This window comes from Micromonospora sp. URMC 107, from assembly GCF_051386315.1.
GTDB lineage: Bacteria > Actinomycetota > Actinomycetes > Mycobacteriales > Micromonosporaceae > Micromonospora.
Window position 1 is genome coordinate 1 of record NZ_JBPQTK010000005.1, and the last position, 16,565, is coordinate 16,565.

The 16,565-nt window shown below is 74.7% G+C and carries 17 protein-coding genes and 1 tRNA gene; 8 read left to right on the forward strand and 10 right to left on the reverse strand.

Annotated features, from left to right (window positions below):
* Positions 1–11 precede the first annotated feature (11 nt).
* Entirely contained in the window at positions 12–2,318 is a 2,307-nt protein-coding gene (locus ACSNN9_RS01825; RefSeq protein ID WP_436670872.1) for a HelD family protein, read from the reverse strand.
* A gap of 172 nt (positions 2,319–2,490) precedes the next feature.
* A complete protein-coding gene (locus ACSNN9_RS01830; protein WP_436670873.1) occupies positions 2,491–3,609 on the reverse strand; it encodes a LolA family protein in 1,119 nt (372 codons plus the stop codon).
* Between the two features lie 95 nt (positions 3,610–3,704).
* On the opposite strand from ACSNN9_RS01830, the gene ACSNN9_RS01835 reads away from it, so the two are divergent.
* Together ACSNN9_RS01835 and ACSNN9_RS01840 are read left to right on the forward strand one after the other, a co-directional pair.
* The gene (locus ACSNN9_RS01835) at positions 3,705–4,361 is read left to right on the forward strand and encodes a response regulator transcription factor (protein ID WP_357876174.1); all 657 of its coding nucleotides are present in this window, start codon (positions 3,705–3,707) and stop codon (positions 4,359–4,361) included.
* A gap of 53 nt (positions 4,362–4,414) precedes the next feature.
* Positions 4,415–5,788 carry a sensor histidine kinase gene (locus ACSNN9_RS01840; protein WP_436670949.1) on the forward strand — a complete coding sequence of 458 codons (1,374 nt, stop codon included), beginning with the start codon at positions 4,415–4,417 and terminating at the stop codon, positions 5,786–5,788.
* Between the two features lie 154 nt (positions 5,789–5,942).
* Here ACSNN9_RS01840 and ACSNN9_RS01845 read toward each other — a convergent pair whose 3' ends face one another.
* Together ACSNN9_RS01845 and ACSNN9_RS01850 are read right to left on the reverse strand one after the other, a co-directional pair.
* Positions 5,943–7,487, reverse strand: a complete 1,545-nt coding sequence (locus tag ACSNN9_RS01845; RefSeq protein WP_436670874.1) for a tetratricopeptide repeat protein — start codon at positions 7,485–7,487, stop codon at positions 5,943–5,945.
* A 57-nt stretch (positions 7,488–7,544) separates the two neighbouring features.
* On the reverse strand, positions 7,545–8,006 hold the full coding sequence (locus ACSNN9_RS01850) for a MarR family winged helix-turn-helix transcriptional regulator (protein WP_436670875.1): 462 nt from the start codon (positions 8,004–8,006) through the stop codon (positions 7,545–7,547).
* Between the two features lie 50 nt (positions 8,007–8,056).
* On the opposite strand from ACSNN9_RS01850, the gene ACSNN9_RS01855 reads away from it, so the two are divergent.
* Both ACSNN9_RS01855 and ACSNN9_RS01860 read left to right on the forward strand, forming a co-directional pair.
* On the forward strand, positions 8,057–8,578 hold the full coding sequence (locus tag ACSNN9_RS01855; RefSeq protein WP_357876180.1) for a VOC family protein: 522 nt from the start codon (positions 8,057–8,059) through the stop codon (positions 8,576–8,578).
* Between the two features lie 136 nt (positions 8,579–8,714).
* A complete protein-coding gene (locus tag ACSNN9_RS01860) occupies positions 8,715–9,605 on the forward strand; it encodes a hypothetical protein (protein ID WP_436670876.1) in 891 nt (296 codons plus the stop codon).
* Between the two features lie 57 nt (positions 9,606–9,662).
* Here ACSNN9_RS01860 and ACSNN9_RS01865 read toward each other — a convergent pair whose 3' ends face one another.
* Positions 9,663–9,842: a DUF4236 domain-containing protein gene (locus ACSNN9_RS01865; protein WP_007075522.1), complete on the reverse strand. Its 180-nt coding sequence runs from the start codon at positions 9,840–9,842 to the stop codon at positions 9,663–9,665.
* A gap of 378 nt (positions 9,843–10,220) precedes the next feature.
* Here ACSNN9_RS01865 and ACSNN9_RS01870 point away from each other — a divergent pair, with 378 nt between their 5' ends.
* The gene (locus ACSNN9_RS01870; RefSeq protein ID WP_436670950.1) at positions 10,221–10,784 is read left to right on the forward strand and encodes a flavin reductase family protein; all 564 of its coding nucleotides are present in this window, start codon (positions 10,221–10,223) and stop codon (positions 10,782–10,784) included.
* A 121-nt stretch (positions 10,785–10,905) separates the two neighbouring features.
* Here ACSNN9_RS01870 and ACSNN9_RS01875 read toward each other — a convergent pair whose 3' ends face one another.
* The 3 genes from ACSNN9_RS01875 to ACSNN9_RS01885 are packed head-to-tail and all read right to left on the reverse strand — an operon-like array spanning position 10,906 to position 12,783.
* Positions 10,906–11,418, reverse strand: a complete 513-nt coding sequence (locus ACSNN9_RS01875) for a GNAT family N-acetyltransferase (protein ID WP_436670877.1) — start codon at positions 11,416–11,418, stop codon at positions 10,906–10,908.
* Positions 11,418–11,873 carry an RrF2 family transcriptional regulator gene (locus ACSNN9_RS01880; RefSeq protein WP_121398934.1) on the reverse strand — a complete coding sequence of 152 codons (456 nt, stop codon included), beginning with the start codon at positions 11,871–11,873 and terminating at the stop codon, positions 11,418–11,420. The genes ACSNN9_RS01875 and ACSNN9_RS01880 overlap by 1 nt, the downstream gene beginning before the upstream one ends.
* Positions 11,874–11,880: 7 nt before the next feature.
* The gene (locus ACSNN9_RS01885) at positions 11,881–12,783 is read right to left on the reverse strand and encodes a helix-turn-helix transcriptional regulator (protein WP_436670878.1); all 903 of its coding nucleotides are present in this window, start codon (positions 12,781–12,783) and stop codon (positions 11,881–11,883) included.
* 221 nt (positions 12,784–13,004) lie between these two features.
* On the opposite strand from ACSNN9_RS01885, the gene ACSNN9_RS01890 reads away from it, so the two are divergent.
* Complete coding sequence (locus ACSNN9_RS01890; protein WP_436670879.1) at positions 13,005–13,781, forward strand: glucose 1-dehydrogenase; 777 nt, start codon at positions 13,005–13,007, stop codon at positions 13,779–13,781.
* A 103-nt stretch (positions 13,782–13,884) separates the two neighbouring features.
* On the opposite strand, the gene ACSNN9_RS01895 is transcribed toward ACSNN9_RS01890, so the two are convergent.
* Entirely contained in the window at positions 13,885–14,316 is a 432-nt protein-coding gene (locus ACSNN9_RS01895; protein ID WP_067311359.1) for an SsgA family sporulation/cell division regulator, read from the reverse strand.
* A 273-nt stretch (positions 14,317–14,589) separates the two neighbouring features.
* Here ACSNN9_RS01895 and ACSNN9_RS01900 point away from each other — a divergent pair, with 273 nt between their 5' ends.
* A complete protein-coding gene (locus ACSNN9_RS01900) occupies positions 14,590–15,165 on the forward strand; it encodes a TIGR02611 family protein (protein WP_436670880.1) in 576 nt (191 codons plus the stop codon).
* A gap of 105 nt (positions 15,166–15,270) precedes the next feature.
* Positions 15,271–15,342: transfer RNA gene (locus tag ACSNN9_RS01905), tRNA-Val, on the forward strand.
* Between the two features lie 557 nt (positions 15,343–15,899).
* On the opposite strand, the gene ACSNN9_RS01910 is transcribed toward ACSNN9_RS01905, so the two are convergent.
* Positions 15,900–16,466: a hypothetical protein gene (locus ACSNN9_RS01910; RefSeq protein WP_436670881.1), complete on the reverse strand. Its 567-nt coding sequence runs from the start codon at positions 16,464–16,466 to the stop codon at positions 15,900–15,902.
* Positions 16,467–16,565 lie beyond the last annotated feature (99 nt).

Here is a 16,565-nt window from a genome sequence, read left to right on the forward strand (position 1 = left end):
GGGTTGGTGGGTCAGGTGGGGCGGAGGATGCCGAGGCGTTGGGTGGCGCGGGTGAGGGCGACGTAGAGGTCGCTGCGGCCCCGGGGTGACTCCGCCACGATGCGGTCGGGGTCGACCAGCAGGACCGAGTCGAATTCGAGGCCCTTGGCCTGGCCGACGGTGAGCACCACCACGCGGCTCTCCAGCTCCGGGTCCTCGCCGACGGCCGCCTCGGGCAGGGCGGCGGTGAGGGCGGCGCCCAGATCGTCAACCCGGCCGGCCGGCACGATCACTCCGAGCCGGCCGTCGTCCAGGCCGGCCGCCTCGTGGGTGCTGGCGGCCACCAGCTCCGCCGCCAGGCGCTCCGGCGCGACCGCGCGGTCCCACGGCGGCACCCCGCTGGAGCGTACGGAGCGGGGCGGGCGCAGCGCCGGGTCGATCTCGGCGAGCACCTCGGCGGCGACCGCCATGATCTCGGCCGGGGTGCGGTAGCTGACGGTCAGCTCCTCCAGCCGCCAGCGCTGCGCCACGTGCGACTCCAGCGCGTCGGCCCAGGAGGGGGTGCCGGACAGCGCGCCGGTCTGGGCCACGTCGCCGACGATGGTCATCGAGCGGCTCGGGCAGCGGCGCATCAGCAGCCGCCAGGCCATCGGCGACAGTTCCTGCGCCTCGTCGACGATCACGTGCCCGAACGCCCAGCGCCGGTCGGCCGCGGCCCGCTGGGCGGTGGTCAGCCGGTCCGCCTCCTCCTGCCGCTCCAGCAGCCGGTCGGCGTCGATGAGGTCGGTGACGCCGAGGATCTCACCGCCGTCGGCCTCGTCCTCCACGTCGATGGAGCGGGAGCCCCGGGCGATCTCCAGCACGCCCTCGGCGTACTCCCGTTGCAGGGCCCGGATCCGCTCCCGGCGGGCGGCGGCGGCGCGCTCGTCCTCGCCGAGCAGCTCGGCCGCCTCGTCCAGCAGCGGCACGTCGGCCGGCGTCCAGCCGCCCGGCTCGCGGTGCAGCATGGCCCGCTCGGCGTCGGTGAGCATGGGCGCGGCGGCGGCGATCCGTTCGGTGCAGGCGTAGAGGTCGGCGAGCAGGCGCTGCGGGGTGAGCACCGGCCAGAGCTGGTCCAGCACGGCCCGCACCTCGGGCTCCTCGCGCAGCTCGCGGCGGATCTCCGCCACGTCGGCCTCGTCGAGCAGGTTCTCCCCGCCCAGCGGGTCCGCGCCGATCCGCTCGGCGACCTGAGCCGCGAGGGCGTGGACGATCTCGACGTCGAAGAGCGCCCGGGCCAGGTTGTGTGGCCGGTCGGAGCGGCGGGCCCGGTCCCGGGCGGCGCGGACGGTCTCGGGGTCGAGCCGCAGCACCTCCTGCTGTGGCAGCTCGATCTCCAGCGGCTCGTCGGGCACGCACTGCCGGTCCCGGACGGCGGCGGCCAGCACCTCGACCATCACCGCGCGGCCCTTGAGCGCGGCGGTCGCGGCGGGCTCGGCCCGGCGCGCGCTGACCCCCGGGAAGAGGTCGCCCTGGGTCCGCAGCAGCACGCCCGTCTCGGCCAGCGCCGGGAGCACCTGGGAGATGTAGCGCAGGAACGTGGCGTTCGGGCCGACCAGGAGCACGCCCCGGGTGGAGAGCTGTTCGCGGTGGGTGTAGAGCAGGTACGCCGCGCGGTGCAGCGCGACGGCGGTCTTGCCGGTGCCCGGACCGCCCTGCACCACCAGTACGCCCGGCAGGTCGGCGCGGATGATCCGGTCCTGCTCGGCCTGGATGGTCTCGACGATGTCGCGCATCCGCCCGGTGCGGCCGGCGTTGAGCGCCGCGAGCAGCGACGCCTCGCCGGTCAGCTCCTCGTGCGCGGTGGGGGAGGCGGTGGCGAGGTCCAGGACCTCGTCGTTGAGCGCGGTCACCTTGCGTTCCCGGGTGCGCAGGTGCCGGCGGCGGCGCACTCCCTGGGGGTTGGCCGCGGTGGCGAGGTAGAAGGCGCGGGCCGCCGGGGCACGCCAGTCCATCAGCAGCGGGTCGTAGTCGCCGCTGGTGTCGAAGATCCCGATCCGGCCGATGTAGTGCGGGCCGCCGTCGTCGGTGTCGAGCCGGCCGAAGCAGAGGCCGCTCTCCACCGCGGAGTACTGCTCGACCTGGTCGGCGTACATCCGTACCGCACTGTCGCGCTGGGAGCGGGCCTGTTGCGTGCCGCCGGTCGAACGCAGCTCGTCGGTCAACCGGTCGGAGGCCTGCTCACGCAGCTCGTCCAGCCGGCGATAGAGCATCGAGACGTATTCCTGTTCGCGGCCGATCTCGTCATCGGGCTGCAATTCGGCGGAATCGGCGGAATGCGTTGACAAGCCGTCTCCCATTGGGTTAGCATCTCTCTCGGAACGGCTTTCGACAGCCGTTCTTTTTTGTTGCCTGAACTGAGAAAGATACCGTGCGTCAGCCGCCCCGACCAAGCGCGCCGGGCCACTTGACGGGCCGTCCCGCACAGACAGCGGGGGCCCGCCGTGTGGCGGGCCCCCGGACTGCCGATGCTCAGCCCCTGGCCACCTCGTAGAGCCGCTCCGGCGTCACCGCGCCGGCGATCAGCCGGCCGTCGTCGGTGAGCAGCGCGCTGAACAGCTTCCCGGTCAGCAACCGGCCGCTGCCCCAGTCGCCGCTGACCTTCGGCAGCGCGCCGAGCAGCGCCGCCGGGTCTCCGGCCGACCCGTTCGAGGGGCGACCGGGGGTGGCCCCGGCCCGGTCGGCGGGCGCGCCGGCGCCGTCGAGCCGCGCGACCACCACCGTGGCCCAGCTCTCGCCGACGGTACGCACGTCCGGCCGCTCACCGTCCGCGGGCCGCTTCCCGCGCGCGTCGGCGGGCTGCCGCCTGCCGGCGGTCTCCTCGGTCACCTTCACGCCGGGCGGCGGGTTGAAGGTGAACTGGTCGGCGTCCGGCCGGGCGTACGACACCTGGGTGAAGGCCATCTCGAAGGCCGGCTTGTCGCTGCCGTCGGCGAAGACCTCGAAGCGCAGCGGCACGTGCTCCCGCGCGTCGATGGCGATGCGCACCTGGTGCACCAGCGAGGCGGCGTCGCGCGGGGCGAGCACCAGCTCGTACGCGTCCCGGCCGGCGACCGTGGCGGACCGGCCGACGCTCACCTCGGTGCTCGGGCCGATCGCCGCCAGGGCCCGGTCGGCCGCCTCGCCGGGGGTGGCCGGCAGCTCGGGGGTCTCGCCCCCGGCGGTGCCCTCGGGGAGCGTGCGGTGGGTGGCGGTGTTGGACCGGCTGTTCCAGGTCCACACGTCCCGGCCGTTGCGGATGACGTCCTGCTCGCCGAGCGTGTCCGTCAGGGCGATGCGCTGCCGGTCGGGCCCGGAGTGCCAGACCCGCAGCGTGTGCGTGCCGGTCAGCAGGCCGGCCAGGCCGTCGCCGCCGACGAGGTTGGCCAGCGGCGGCAGGCCCAGGTCGGCGCGCTGCACGACCGTGCCGGAGAGTCCCTCCAGCCGGGAGGTCTGCAAATCGACCAGGAGTTGGGCGGCGGTGCGCGGCGGCAGGCTCGGCTCGGCCTGGGCGGCGAACGTGCCGAGCGCGGCGCCGCCGCCGATGACGGTGGCGACGGCGGTCACGGGGACCAGCCAGCGCAGGACGGGACGGCTCTTCAGGACGGACATGTGACACCTCCTGCCGGACATCCTGCCTCCTCGACGCTGTGAGGGTGCTGAGGACGACCGGCCGGCCCCGGGCGCCCGGGTGGCACCCTTGGGGCGTGCGGTTGCTGGTGGTGGAGGACGAGTCGCGGTTGGCGTCCGCCCTGCAACGGGGGTTGCAGGCCGAGGGGTTCGCGGTGGACGTGGCGGCGACCGGCCCCGAGGGGCTGGACGCGGCACGGCACGGCGGGTACGACGCGATGATCCTCGACGTGATGCTGCCCGGCCTCTCCGGCTACGAGCTGGTCCGCCGGCTGCGCGCCGAGGAGCACTGGCTCCCGGTGCTCATGCTCTCGGCCAAGGACGGCGAGTACGACCAGGCCGACGGACTGGACTGCGGGGCCGACGACTACCTCACCAAGCCCTTCTCGTACGTCGTGTTGCTGGCCCGGCTGCGGGCCCTGTTGCGCCGTGGCGCCCCCGAACGCCCCACGGTGCTCGCGGTCGGCGACCTGCGGCTCGACCCGGCCCGGCGGCGGGTGACCCGGGCCGACGCCGAGGTCGCGCTGACCAGCCGCGAGTTCGCGCTGCTCGACTACCTGATGCGCCGCCCCGGCGAGGTGGTCTCCAAGACCGAGCTGCTGGACCACGTCTGGGACGCCAGCGTCGAGACGGCGCCCAACGCGGTCGAGGTATACGTCGGGTACCTGCGGCGCAAGATCGGCCGGGAGCGCCTGGAGACGGTCCGCGGCGCCGGCTACCGGCTCGCGCCGTGACGCGGGAGGTGCGGGGGCGCCTGCGCGTCGCGCTCGGGCTGCGCGGGCGACTGATGGCGGTCGGGGTGCTCGGCGTCGCGGGGGGACTGGCCGTCGGGGGGCTCGTCCTGCTCGGCGTGCTGGGCTGGGCCCTGCAACGCGCCGTGGACACCGAGGCGTTCCGGACCGCCGACGCGGTCGCGCTGCTCGCCGCCGAGGAGGTCCTGCCCGATCCGCTGCCGGTGGCCGGCGGACAGGTCCGGGTGCAGGTGATCGACGCCGGGGGCAGGGTGCGGGCCGCCTCGATCGACGCCGACCGGCTGGTGCCGATGGTGTCGCCGGAGCGCATCGACGCCGGCGCGCGGCAGCGGCTGACGGTGTCGGGGGAGCGGGTCGGCCTGGCCGGGCCGGTCCGGGTGGTGGCCGTGCCGGCGGGCACCGCCGCCGACCCGCGCACCGTCCTGGTGGCCCGGTCGCTGGCGGACGTGCGGCACAGCGCGCACGTCGTCCGGACCATCCTGCTGGTGAGCTTCCCGCTGCTGGTGGCGGTGCTCGCCGCCGTGGCCTGGCGGGTGGTCGGCGCGACCCTGCGCCCCGTCGAGGCGCTGCGCCGGGGCGCCGAGGAGATCACCGGGCGGGACGGGGGCGGGCGGCTGCCCGTACCGGCGTCGCAGGACGAGATCCACCGGCTGGCGGTCACGCTCAACGGGATGCTGGGCCGGCTGGAGTCCGCCCGCGACCGGCAACGGGCGTTCGTCGCCGACGCCGCGCACGAGCTGCGCAGCCCGCTGGCGAACATCCGTACCGAGCTGGAGGTCGCCCGGCGGCTGGCCGACCGGACGGACTGGACGGCGGTGTCCGCGAACCTGCTCGCCGACACCGAGCGGCTCGGTCGGCTCGTCGACGACCTGCTGCTGCTGGCCCGGCTGGACGAGCGGCCGCCGGCGCGGGTCACCGGGCCGGTCGAGCTGGGTGCCCTGCTGGCGGCGGTGGCCGCCCGGTACCCGTCGCCGCCGGTGCGCCTCGACGCGCCGGCTGCGCCGCTGTGGACCGAGGGCGACCCCGACGAGCTGCGCCGGATCCTGACCAACCTGGTCGACAACGCGGTCCGGCACGCCCACGGCGAGGTGGTGCTGGCCGCCGGGCCGCCCGTACACCCCGAGGGCGGCGACGGCGCGGTGGCGTACCACCTGGTGACGGTGACCGACGACGGGCCGGGGATCCCGGTCGCGGACCGGGAGCGGGTCTTCGGCCGCTTCACCCGGCTCGACGACGCCCGGGCCCGCGACGACGGCGGCGCCGGCCTCGGCCTGGCCATCGTGCGCGAGCTGGTCCGCCGGGCCGGCGGCGGCATCGAGCTGGCCGACGCCGGTCCCGGCCGGGCCGGCGGTCCGGGGCTGCGGGTACGGCTGCTGCTGCCGGCCCTGCCCGACCCGGAGCGTCCCTGACGGGTCCGGCGTCGCGTGCCGGCCCGCGACCACGCCGGCCGGACCACGCCCACCCCTGACCACGCCGGCCGGACCACGCCGGACCGGGATCCAGGCCGCACGCCCGGCGTGGGCCGTGGGACACGTCGGCCGCCCCGGGAACCGCGCCGGCCCGTCAGCCGCGGCGGGTGCAGACCTCCTGGGCGCGGGCGATCGTGTCGGTCGACCAGACGACCGCGACCGTGAAGCAGTAGTCGGTGCTGCGGTTCAGCCCGTAGACGACGAAGGCGGTGGTGCCGGCGGGCAGGTTGGCGAAGGCCGTCTGCGCCTGGCCGACCCGGCCGCCCGAGATGACCACCGGGCCCTCCCCGCCGGCCGGGTACGTCCAGCGCAACGCCACGTTGTCGCGGTTGTCCCGCAGCGTCACCGAGCCCGGCGGGGTGCCGGGGGAGGCCGCGGCCCCCGTCGTCGGGCCGGCGGCGGGCGGGGTGCCTGTGCCGGCCGGCGTGGAGGCCCGGGCGCCGGTCGCGGCCGGAGGCGCCGGGTCGGGGTCACCGTCGACCCCGGCCACCCCGGCGATCACGGCGGCCGTGCCCAGCAGCACCACCACGACGCCACCGACGACGAGCGGCAGCAGCCGGTTGTTGCGCCGCGACGGCGCGCGGTGCACCGGCACCGGCAGCAGCCGCGACGGTTGGTAGGGCTCCTCGGGCGCGCCGGACTCGCGGACCCGGTGCACCCCGTCGGCCTCGACGCCGCCAGCCAGGGGTACGACCGCCGGCGGCACGGCGCTGTCGGCCGGAGCGTCCTCGGCGTCGGCCTCGGGGGGCCACCAGCCGGGTGGCGGGTCCTCCGTCGGCTGCCGGGGCGTCGGCACCACGTGCGGTGGCCCGGCGTACGGGTCCGGCCCCGCCGGGCGGTAACCCGGCTGTGAAGGGTGGTAGGCCGTCGACGGCCCGTCGCCCGGGGGCGGCGTGCGCGCGGACGGCACGATCGGGCCGTCCCGGCCGACGGGTGCGGTGTCGGCGCAGACGTGGTCCGGGTTGGCCGCCGCCCGGGCCAGCGTCGCCACCTGCGCCGCCAGCGGATCGTCCGCCGGCAGGTGCTGTCGGCACAGCTCGCGGGCGAGCGCCAGGTTGTCGTGCGCCTCGGCGAACTGCCCGCAGTCGCGCTGCATCGCCCCGAGCCGGGCCAGCATCTTGATGCCGCTGGGGTGGCCGTCGCCGTAGACCTCGCGGTGCAGCTCCCAGGCGTCCTGCAACCGGTCGCGGGCCACCTGGCACTGGCCGCGCGCGTATTCCACCGTGGCCAGGTCGGCGTGGGCGGCGAGCACCCGCAGCGACTCGGGACCGTCGAGCGCGGTCAGCTCGATGATCACTTCCTGGTAGAGCCGGGCGGCGCGGGACCAGCTGCCGACTCGGTGCAGCACCGCCGCGAGGGTGGCCGCGGCGGCCACCGTGCGCTGGTCGGAGCGCCCGTGCAGCCGGGTCGTGGCCGCGTACGCGAACGCGGCCCAGCCCCGGGCCGAGTGCGGCTCACCGAGGGCGACCAGCACGCGGGCCTGGAGGCTGGCGGCCTCGGCCAGCTCGGGCGTGGCGTTGGCGGGACGCGGGTCCGCGTCGGTCAGCGCGTCGGCGAGCAGCCGCTGGGCGCCGGCGAGGTCGCCGGCGGACACCAGGTGGTGCGCCTGGTCAGTCAGATCACCGAAGCCGGAAGGCACGCCCCATCGTGCTCATCCGACGACGGTAAGTACAAGACCCGGGCCGGGGTGGATTGGTCAAGAACCGGTCAGGTGTGCGGCGAGCGTCTCGCTGATCCGGCGCAACTGGTCCACCTGGGCCGGGCTCAACGCGTCGAACAGGTGCCGGCGTACCCCCTCGACGTGGCCGGGCGCGGCGGCGGCGAGGGTGGCGAAGCCCTCGTCGGTCAGGACGGCGATCTGCCCGCGCCGGTCGGTCGGGCACTCCTCGCGGCGGACCCAGCCGGCCGCCTCCAGGCGCGCGGCGGCGTGCGAGAGGCGGCTGCGCGAGGAGCCGGTGGCCTCGGCCAGGTCGCTCATCCGCAGTTGCCGCTGCGGCGCCTCGGAGAGCCGGACCAGGATCTCGTAGTAGGCGTGCGGCATCCCGGCGTCGCGTTGCAGCTCCCGGTCCAGCGCCTCCATCAGCGCGCGGGAGGCGGTCAGGTACGCGCGCCAGGTGCGCTGCTCGTCGGGATCCAGCCAGCGGGTCATGACGGTCATCATACGCCACTTAGTTGAACGCTCAACAAAAGCGCGCTAGCGTCGGTGGCATGGGAATCCACCGCCTCAACCACGCCGTGCTCTACGTCAGTGACCTCGCCCGCAGCGTCGCCTTCTACCGCGACGTGCTGGGTTTCCGGCCGATCCCGATGACGCCGGACGGCTTCCGGGGCGCCGCCTTCCTCCAGGCGCCCGGCTCCACCAACGACCACGACCTGGGCCTGTTCGAGGTCGGCGCGGGCGCCGGTCGCTCCACCGCCGGCCGCGGCACCGTCGGGCTCTACCACCTGGCCTGGGAGGTGGACACCCTCGATGAGCTGGCGGCCACCGCGCAGCGGCTCGCCGCCGCCGACGCCCTGGTCGGCGCGTCCGACCACGGCACCACCAAGAGCCTCTACGGCCAGGACCCGGACGGGCTGGAGTTCGAGATCGTCTGGCTGGTGCCCGCCGACCGGCTCGACGACGCCGCCCTGGCCGCGCGCAAGCGGATCGGCCGGCTCGACCTGGACGCCGAGCGGCGGCGCTACGGCGGCCAGACCCGTGGCGGCGTGGGCGTCTCCGTCCCGGCCTGACCCGCCCCGGAGACGCGTGCCGACCCGCCCCGGCGCCCGGCGCCGCCGCAGCCAGACCCGTCCCGGGCCGCCGCGGCCCCCGGCCCGTCGGGGGAGCTGTGTCCGCCCCGGGGCGGGCGTGCGGTAGAACGGCAGCATGCCGACCGACGCCGTCCTGCGCGAGCTGCTCGTCCGACACCTGGAGACCTGGCTGCCGGGGGCGCTGCACCGCGCCCGCCGGGCCACTCTCGCCCTGGCGTACGCGGGCGGCGACGCCGGCTCCGCGGAGGCCGCCCTGCGGGTGGTCGCCGGGCACGCCGACCGGCTGCGCGGTCGCCAGCTCACCGTGCTGGTGCTCGCGCACGACACCGGCGAACTGCCGGCCCGGCTCGGGGCCGTGGAGGCGGAACTGCCGGCGGGCGTCGCCGTGCACCTCGTGCCCGGCGGCCCGGCCCGGCTCCCGGTGGCGGTGAAGGCGGCCGGGGCGGCCGGCGCGCCCCTGCTCTCCGTCGTGGACGACGACGACGCCGATTCCGCCGTCCTGACCGCCGCGGCGGCCGGCAAGCCGGCGGACGTGCTGCTCGCCACCGCCGCCGGCACCCCCGCGCGCGCCGCCCTCGCCGGCGCCGGGTTCCCGCTGACGACCGGGGTGGAGCTGGTGCCCGCCGACGGCGCCCCCGCGCGGCTGCTCGCCTTCGCGACCGGGTCGGACAAGAGCCTGGAGGCGTTCAAGGAGGCGCTCTGGGCGGTCGACGGTGCCGCCGGCGTGCGCTACCGCGATCCGGCGGGCCGGCTGCTCGACGTCGTCCCGGCCCCGGAACCCGGGCCGCTGCGCCGCGAGCTGCTGGCCGAGCTGGCGCGCTCCGGCCCGCGTACGGTCACCGAGCTGCGCCGCCACGCCCTCACCGCGACCGCCTACCGGTCGTCCGACGCCGTCCGGGCGCTCACCGGCCTGCTCGATGCGGGCGAGGCGGCCCGCGACCCGGAGCACGGCCGGCTCGGCGGCGACGTGGTCATCTCCGCGCGGGACGCCGGGCCGGCGTCCTGACCCGGACGCCGAGCGGGGTGCCGGTGAATCACCGGCACCCCGCTCGACCTCGGGACCTCACGCCCGGGACTTGTCCTGCTTCCAGGACAGCGGACCCGGCAGGTCGACCCGGTGCGCCTTGGCCCGCGAGTTCCAGGACCAGCGACCGATCTTGATGCTCCAGGAGGAGAAACCGTTCTCGGTGAAGTTCAGGATGATCGGGCCGTACTTCTTGCGCTTGCGGAACATCAGACCCATCGTCGTGCTCCCTTCGATTCCCTTCCCTGCCCTGTCGAACCCGAACATGCCCGGATCGCCGAATCGGGAAACCCCTGCCCGTCCGGCGTGGACGGTCCGATGGGGTGACGGCCGCCGTGCGTGCGGTGGAGGCGGGCCCCGGCCGGTGCGGCGGCTGCCCACCCCCGGCGTCCCCCGCCCGCCGGCATAGGGGTTGGCGACGGTGCCGGCCGACGTCGGTTCCGCCCCCGATAGGGGCATTGACCGGGGACCCGGCCGGCGGCAGCATGGGGCGATGACGCAGCGGGACGATCTTCTCCACGCGGCTCGCCCGCCCGTCGACGCAGGGCTGCCCCGCACGGCGGGTGCCCACCCGGCCCCAGAGCCGGCGTGACCACCATGGAGTGGTCCCGGCAGGGCGGGGCCGAACTGCTGCCGGTGGACCGGGACCTGTTCCGGGCGCTGCTACGCCGGCAGGCCGCCACCGTCACCGTGGTCACCACCGTCGCCGCTGCCGCCGGCGGGCCGGCCCACCCGGACGGTTCCGACGAGCCCGTCCGGGCCGGCTTCACCGCGACCTCGTTCACCTCGGTCTCGCTGGACCCGCCGCTCGTCTCGTTCTGCCTCGGGACCGCCTCGTCGAGCTGGCCCGTGTTCGCCCGGGCCGAGCACGTCGCCGTGCACCTGCTCGGCGCCCACCAGCGGGAGGCCGCCCGGGTCTTCGCCACCGGCGGGATCGACCGGTTCGCCGCCTATCCGCACTGGACGCCGGGGCCGTTCGGCGTGCCGCTGCTGTCCGGGGTGCTGGCCCGGCTGCTCTGCCGGGTCGCGCACCGGGTGCCGGCCGGCGACCACACCCTCTTCGTGGCCGAGCCGCTCGCGCTCGGCGGCGGCGAGGACGGGGACCCGCTGATCCACCACCGGGGCGGCTACACCACGACGGGCACGCCCGCGCGGGCGTGACCGGCCCGGTCGGTCCGACGGCGGGAACGCTGCCGGTGCGGGCTGTGGGCGTCGAGCCCGCCGACCGGCGGCGTCGTGCCTCGGCGGTCGGTCCCGTCGCCGCCGACCGGGCAGGGCGGTGTCAGGCGGAGGCGCGGTCGACGACGAGCACGCGGGTGACGCCGCCGTCGTCCTCGGCGATGTCGCGCTCGTGGACGAAGCCGAGCTTGCCCAGCAGCGCCAGCGAGGCGTGGTTGCCGTCGGCGACCGTCGCGTACACGCGGGGCAGGCCGAGGGTGTCGAAGCCGTAGCGGACCAGGGCCCGGGCCAGCTCGGTGCCGAGGCCCTCGCCCCAGGCCGGCTTCGCCAGCGCGTAGATGATCTCGTGGCCGTCGACCTGCTCCGTCCGCTTGATCTCGGCGTGCCCGACGTACCGGCCGTCGCGGCGGACCGCCCAGACGTCGAAGAGGTCGTTCGCGTAGACCTTCGTGAACACCCGCCCGAAGAGGGCGCCGGCCTCCTCGGCGCTCAGCGGGCCGTCACCCATGAACCGGCCCACCTCGGGATCGGTGAGCAGGGCTATCGAGTCCTCGGCGTCGTCCGGCCGGTAGGGCTCCAGCAGCAGGCGTTCGGTGCGCAGGACGGGGGTGGGCATCAGCGCGGCTCCCAGGCGTCGGGCAGGGCGGTCAACCTACGCACGTGGGCCGGGAGCCGGCCACTGATTATCTCCGCGAGGCTCACCTCGTCGACCACCCGGCGCACGGCGGCCCGCACCGCCACCCAGAGCCCCGGCAGGTTCTCCGCCGCGCCCTCGTAGCTCGTCTCCTCCGGGCGCAGCCCGCGGACCCCGGCCAGCGGGCCCTCCACCGCGCGCAGCACCGCGCCGACGGTCACCTCACGCGGCGGGCGGGCCAACGTGTAGCCACCCTCGGCGCCGCGCTGCGCCCGGACGATGCCGGCCCGCCGCAGGTCGGCCAGGACCGCCTCCAGGAACTTGCGCGGCATGTCCTGCTCCGTGGCGATGGCCTGGGTGGACAACAGCCGGGGGTACGCGGTGGCGAGGCTCAGGGCCGCCCGTACCGCGTAGTCGCCGCGCGCGGAGATCTGCACCCCGCCATCATGCCCCGCGCGGGCCGCCGGCCGCGTCTGCGGGCGGGCGGGGCCGGACGACGGGCCCGGGTACCGGCTGCTCGCGGGCCGCGCGGAAGGCGCCCGGGCTCACCCCGACCTCGCGGGTGAAGAACCGGCCGAAGTTCGTCGGCTCGGAGAAGCCCAGCCGCCGGCCGATCCGGGCGATCGGCTCGTCGGTGGCCGCCAGGAGCCGGCTCGCCTGAAGCGCCACCCGCTCGTCGACCACCTGCTTGGCGCTGCGCCCGGTCACCGCCAGGCAGGCCCGGGTGAGCGTACGCACCGAGCAGCCCAGCCGGGCGGCGTAGTCCTCGACGCGGCGGGTGTGCTGGTAGCCGCGTTCGACCTCGCGGCAGAGCCGGTGGAAGGTGGCGGCCTCCGCCCGGGTCGCCGGGTGGGCGCGCTCGGGCAGCAGCGACAGCCGCAGCAGCAGCACGGCGAGCTGGTGGCGCAGCAGTCCACGCGCGGCGGCCAACCCCCGGTGCCGCTGGCAGTCCACCGCCAGCTGGCTCACCTCGTTGATCACCGCGTCCTCGTCCTCGCCGGCGAGCTGGAGCCAGGCCGGCACGGCGTCGGGGTCGACGTCGAGCCCGCGCAGCGCCGCCGGGTCCCAGCGCACCACCGTCGCGTCGAGCTGCGGGCCGGCGCAGCGCAGCACCTGGCCGGCGCGCACCCGCAGCAGCGTGCCGGGCCGGCAGGGCAGGGCGCGGAAATCCAGCTCGGCGGTGCCGTGTCCGCCCGTGGTCAGCACGAGCAGGTCCCTCTCCAGCAGCACCGGGCGCCGCCAGCGCGGCTCGGGGGCGAGGTCACCGAGGGCCACCGTGTCGATCTCGGCGGGGGCGGTCACCGGGTTGCCGGGCGGAACGGGCGAGAGCTGACCGGAAGAGACCATCGCCTGCGACGGTAGCCCGGGGCGACGATCAACGCATCCCGGGAACGCGGCGCAGGTGGGGCGGGCGGGTGTCGGGCCGGCCGGCGGGGGTTGTCGAGGTCGTCGGGGCGGGCTACGTTACCGAGCGGTAGCGCCGTCCGGTCGAGGCACGGCCGGAGCCGGTCCGCGCCGGTCGGGCCGCCCCGCCCCGGCGGCCCCGGCCGACTCGCGATGGGATGGGCATGACGGATCTGTTCTCGGTCGAAGGCAAGACGGTCCTGGTCACCGGCGGCTCGCGGGGGATCGGCCTGATGATCGCCCAGGGCTTCGTCCGGGCCGGTGCGCACGTGATCATCTCGTCCCGCAAGGCGGACGTCTGCGAAGCCGTGGCCAGGGAACTCTCCGCCGAGGGACGCTGCGAGGCCATCCCCGCCGACCTCGGCCACGATGCCGACGCCGAGGGCCTGGCCGCCGCCGTCCGGGAGCGGTACGACCGGCTCGACGTGCTGGTCAACAACGCGGGCGCGACCTGGGGCGCGCCGCTGGAGTCGTACCCGGAGAGCGCGTTCGACAAGCTCTGGGCCGTCAACGTCAAGGCCGTCTTCCGGCTCACCACCGCGCTGCTGCCCGCGCTGCGCGCGTCGGCCAGCGCCGACGACCCGGCCCGCGTCATCAACATCGGCTCCATCGACGGCATCCGGGTGCCGATGATGGAGGTGTACGCGTACTCGGCGACCAAGGCCGCCGTGCACATGCTCACCCGCAGCCTGGCCCACCAGCTCGCCGGCGAGCAGATCACCGTCAACGCGATCGCGCCGGGGCCGTTCGAGAGCAAGATGATGGCGTTCGCGCTGGACGACCCCGCGTCCCGGGCCGCCATCGAGGGGCAGGTGCCGCTGGGCCGGATCGGTCGCCCGGAAGACATGGCCGGCACCGCGATCTACCTGTCGTCGCGCGCCGGGGCGTACCTCACCGGCGCGGTGATCCCGGTCGACGGCGGCATCACCACCCACGGCTGAGCCCGGCGAGGGGCGGGAGGCGGTGCGCGTACCCCCTGGTGGGCCGGGGCCGCGCGGACTCGGCAGATCCGCGCGGCCCCGGTCGGCCGGTGTGGCCGGTGGTTCAGCGACCGGCCAGCAGCCGGCTCACCGCGGTGTCGACGTCCAGGTGCTCGGCCTCGCGGCCGCGCGGGACGACGACGTAGGTCCGGCGCAGGAAGCGCACCAGGACGCTGCGCGGCACCTCGAACAGGGCGTTGCCGTCGGGCGACGACAGCGCCAGCGCGACGAAGTCCCCGCGCGGGGTGGCCCAGGGCCAGACCCGCACGTCGCCGATGCCGGCCGGCTCGTCGAGGCCCGTGACCAGCAGCTCCCGGGCGAACGACCAGCTGACGGCCTCGCCACCGGCGGATTCGGCGTGGAACAGGACATGGACCGCATACGGATCAGCAGGGTCGTAACGCAGACTGGCACGCACCGGCAAGGCGGTGGCGTCAGGTGCGACGAGCCTTAGCGACGTCTCGACCTCTACGGTCGTCGGTCGGATGACACTCATGGACGATCTCCCCCCGGCACCGCTGCGGAACGCGCGTGTCCCGCTTTTCCCATACTCAGGTGCTACTCCTGGCTACGCTCCGCCATACGCTGACTTCACCCAGTGGTGGGAAGGGGGTCGGAAAGGCCGCGTGAATGTGAAGATTCATGTAGGATTTCCGGTTCTGCCCAGTGCGTGATCCCGCCCGGCATCGGGTGGTTCAGTCGTCGACTTACTCCGGTAACGTCCAGTCGGCCGTTGCAGTGACGGGCGCGAGCCACACTGGGGGAGGAAATGGTTACGAAACGATCCTCAGTGGATCCGAAGGCGGCACCGGGCCCGCCGAACGTCGCGGCCCGGGCAGCCGAACAGCGGGGGTACGCAGTGCCGATGGAGCAGCACGACCGGCCCGGTCGGGCGGCGTCCGACCGGAGTGACGCGGGCGGGACGGCGCTGGCCGAGCGGCGGCAGCGACCGCGCTGGCGGCAGCGGCTGGGCACGACCCTCGACCTGATCCGGGCCAACCCGACCGGACGGGTCACCCTCAAGATCTTCATCGCCATCGCGGGCGCCCTCGTCGTCACCATCGGCATCGCCCTCATCCCGCTGCCCGGACCGGGCTGGCTGCTGGTGATCGCCGGCCTCGGCATCTGGGCCGTCGAGTTCCACTGGGCCCGCCGGCTGCTCGGCTTCACCCGCCGGCACGTGCACAACTGGACCCAGTGGGTGAAGGGCCGCTCACTGGCCGTGCGCTTCCTGCTCGGCTCCGTGGGCCTGGTCTTCGTCGGCGCGGTGGTCTGGCTGTCGCTGAAGTTCAGCTTCGGCATCGACGTGGTGGCCGAGGCGCTGCACTACCTGGCGACGCACTGACCCGGGGCTGACCTGGCGCTTCGCCGGGACGACCGACTGCCGCGCGGCACGCGGACCCCGGATTTCCGGTCCGGTCCCTCGATCAGGTAGAGTCATCGGCGCTGAGGGCGATTAGCTCAGCGGGAGAGCGCTTCGTTCACACCGAAGAGGTCACTGGTTCGATCCCAGTATCGCCCACGCAGGTCAAAGGCCACTTCCCGGCTTCGGGAGGTGGCCTTTCTGCTGTCGTGCAGCAGCTAAGGCAGCAGTCCGGTCATTGCGAGTGCATCGCCGAGTCGCTTGAGTGCTTCTCTCGTGCCTGCGACGAGACCTGGGTGTAGATCTCCATCGTGACGGAGAAGCGGACCTTCATGGCGACTCTGGAGTGGACGTCGAGGTCGGCGAGCAGCGTGGCGCAGGTGCGCCAGGAACGCTGGAAGTTGCGCGGCTCGATGGGCGTGCCCGTAGCGGGTGGTGAATACGAGGTCGGTCTCGTGCCATGCCTTGCCGGCGGCTATCAGCCTCGTCGCGTTGTTGCTGTCGGAGCTTGAGGGCGGTCAGGCAGGGGAGGGTGGCGTCGGACGCCTGGGTCTCGGTGCTGCGTTGGCCGTGTACGCGTTGGAGTTGGCGGCCGATGGCCAGTTCACCGGCGTCGAGGTCGACGTCCTCCCACGTCAGTCCCAAGGCCTCGCCCTTGCGGAGCCGGTGACGAGGACCAGGGTGCAGGCCACCCGCCGTGATCCAGCGATAGGAAGTCAGTAGTCGAGATATATGGAAGCCTCGGTAATGCCGTTGTAGATCACGGCGGTCTGCAGCTGCGGATCGCTGAACAGGTCAGCTTCACCCCGGTACACGGCAACTGTTGTTTCCCCACCACGCCACCAGGTGTCCGAACGGCCGGCGACTTCCGTGAACGGCTCAAGATCGGACAGGTCCAAGCGATCAAGGGCGTGGCCACGGACTTGTGTGATCCGAGTTGCCCAGCGGCGAGCTTGGTAGGACAACGCGACGGACTCGACCCAGCCAGCGACCGATTTATGCAGAACGGATCTCCCGGCACCATCCTCGATGCCGAACTCACCCTGAGGGCCGATGCAGAACGCGTACGTCATGGAGACCCGCTGGGCGCCTGCGTCGAACCACCAGTCGCCCGTCGAGGTCATCTCCGGCATGTCGCTCTGGAGCATCTTGGGGCCACCCTCGTACAGGGGTGCCGGAGGTAGCTGCAAGCCGCCCCACAGTGCATCGAACGCCGCCATCCGCTCGACGACTGCGGCCGGGATGCCGTGGTTCAGCCAGTGGTCGCGAATGCCGCTGCTCATCTCGGTGTACAGGCGGTGCCCATGGGCGCGGACGAAGCTTCGAGCGCGTCTGGTCAAGTCTGCTGGTATCGGGGCCTCCTCAAGAATCAGAACCTCTGG